The organism is Abditibacteriota bacterium, assembly GCA_017552965.1.
Lineage (GTDB): Bacteria > Armatimonadota > UBA5829 > UBA5829 > UBA5829 > RGIG7931.
The window spans coordinates 1-2,861 of sequence record JAFZNQ010000029.1 but is presented as its reverse complement, the minus strand read 5'-3'; the positions used below and the strand labels follow the sequence as shown (position 1 = coordinate 2,861).

The following is a 2,861-nucleotide window of genomic DNA, read 5'->3' as shown; positions in this document are numbered from 1 at the left end:
CAGATAGAGGCCCTCAACGACATACGCTTTACCGAGGGCGAGTGGAGCCGGCTGCTGCGGGAATATCTTGCCCCGGCGGGAGACGACGTGGTGGACAAGGCCCGCAGGCTGCAGAAGGACTGGTATTACTCGCTGACTCTGGACCAGGGCAGGCGGATAGGCGGCTCAGACGTAAAGAACATCTACATCATAGACAAGCAGGACCTCGGCCGCAACTCCCTGCAGGTGATCAACCAATACACCGCCGAGGGCTCACACCAAAACCGCTATGACGTGACCGTGCTGATCAACGGGCTGCCCCTGGTGCACGTGGAGCTGAAAAAGCGGGGCGTGGACCTGACCCAGGCCTTCAATCAGATCAAGCGCTACAAGCGGGAGAGCTTTTGGTCCGGCTGCGGCCTGTATGAGTACGCCCAGATATTCATCATATCCAACGGCACCCTCACCAAGTATTATTCCAATACCACCCGCCAGCAGCATATATCCGGCGGCGGCGCCGGAGCGGCGGGTAGCAGCTTCAAGTTCACCTCCTTCTGGGCGGACAGGACCAACAATCCCATCAAGGACCTGATGGACTTTACCGCCACCTTCATGCAGCCGCAGACCCTGCTCTCGGTGCTCACCCGCTACTGTATCCTCACGGTGAAGGACGAGCTGATGGTCATGCGCCCCTATCAGATATGCGCCAGCGAGGCCGTGCTGAACAAGATAAACAAGGCCTACAGGGAGGACCTCTACGGCGACCGTCAGTGGACAGAGGACCTGCGGGCTCAGGCGGCTCTGGATCCCGGCAACGCTCCGGACAAAAAGTCCGGCGGCTATATCTGGCACGCCACCGGCTCCGGCAAGACCCTCACCAGCTTTCATACCGCCCGCGCGGCGGTGGGGCTGCCCTTTATAGACAAGGTGCTCTTTGTGGTGGACCGCAAGGACCTGGACTACCAGACCATGCAGGAATATGACAAGTTTCAGCAGGGAGCCGCCGACGGCACCGACAATACGGCGGCTCTGAAAGAAAAGCTGGATAAAGACAGCGACAAAATAATCGTCACCACCATACAGAAGCTCACCCGGTTCATCAAGACAAACCCGCAAGACAAGGTGTATGGCCGGCATATAGTGATCATATTTGACGAGTGCCACAGGTCCCACTTCGGCGAGATGCACAAGCTGATCACCAGTCACTTTAAGAACTACTACATCTTTGGCTTTACTGGCACTCCCATCATCCGGCCTGCCGGGGCGGACCCCGAAGGCATGACCACCGCCCTCCAATTCGGCGCCAAGCTCCACGCCTACACCATCAATGACGCCATCAATGACGAAAACGTGCTGCCCTTCAAGGTGGACTACATCAAGACGGTGAAAAAGCACGTGGAGGATCTGACGGACGTGGAGGTGCAGGGCATTGACAGGCAGAGCGCCTGGGAAGCGAATTGGCGCATGGCTATGATATCCAATGACATCATCGCCAACTACGCTACGAAGACCCGCAAGCGCCGCTTCAACGCCATTCTGGCCACCGACGGCGTCAAGTCGTGCATCATATATTACCGGATGCTCAAAAAGTATGCCGCCGAGCAGGGAGTGCCGCTGAAGATAGCCGCCATTTTCTCCTTTGAGGCCAACCCCGATGAGGATGACTATGACGACCTGGGAGATATATCCACCACCAACCTGGACGTGACCCCGAGAGAGTTTTTGGACAATGAGGCTATCAGCGACTACAACTGCATGTTTGGCACGGACTTTTCCACCGACCGGGGCCGGTTTGACAGCTATTACAAGGACATCAGCCGCCGCATGAAAAACAGGGAGATAGACCTGCTGGTGGTGTGCGACATGTTTCTCACCGGCTTTGACGCCAAGTGCCTCAACACCATGTGGATAGACAAGAAGCTCTACATGCACAAGGTGATACAGACCTTTTCACGCACCAACCGCATCTGGGACTCGAACAAGCCCTTTGGCAACATCATCTGCTACCGCAACCTGACCCATGAGGTGGAAGAAGCGGTGGCCTGCTACAGCAACCCCGATTCGGAGGTGAGCATCCTTATCCGGCCCTTCGGGGATTATTACGCCTCCTACGCCGAAGCCTGCAGCCGCATGCGGAGCGATTTTCCCTTGCCGCTCAGAGCCATCATGACCAACGAAGCGAAAAAGGAGTTTGTGAGCCTGTTCAGCAGCATACGGCGGCTCATGGTCACCCTGTCCGCCTTTGAGGAATTTGAAGGCAAGGCCCTGCTGACGCAGGGCGAGCTGCAGGACTATCAGAGCGAATATCTGGACATCTACCGCAGCCTCAGGGAGCAAAAGGAAGACCCGGCGGACATCGGGGACGACCTGGTCTTTGAGCTGGAGATACTCAGGCACGACGACATAGACATCAGCTACATCATGGGTCTCATCAGGCAGCTGGGCGCGGACGAAAACAAGAACCGGGAGCTCAAGGCCAACATCGAGAGGCAGATCAAGGCGTCGCCTCTGCTGAAGAGCAAGCTGGAGCTGATCAACAAGTTCATCGCCGAGCTGAGCAACAAGGGCTGCTCGCCCGAGGCCTGGCGGGAGTTTGTGGAAGAGGAGAGAGAGCAGGCCCTGGCCCGGATAATCCGCGAGGAGCGCCTGAACGAAGAACGCACCCGCCTGCTGATAGAGGAGGCCCTGTTGAGCGGCTACATCAACACCCAGGGGCCCGACATAGGCAATCTGCTGCCGCCCCTGCCTATATTCGGCGGCGCCAGGGAAAAGGCCATGGAGCGCGTGATCAGCAGCCTGACCGAGTATATGGAAATGTATTACTGACGGGGCAGGGTGAGTGAAGAAACAGCGTCACGGGCAGAGGTGAGTCCTCTGCCCGT

Annotated in this window: 1 protein-coding gene; it reads left to right on the top strand. The window is 57.5% G+C overall.

The features are described 5' to 3' along the window. Nucleotides 1–2,805: type I restriction endonuclease subunit R (locus tag IK083_03460; protein MBR4748614.1), on the top strand; the 2,805-nt coding region annotated here is incomplete at its 5' end. Between the last annotated feature and the right edge of the window lie 56 nt (nucleotides 2,806–2,861).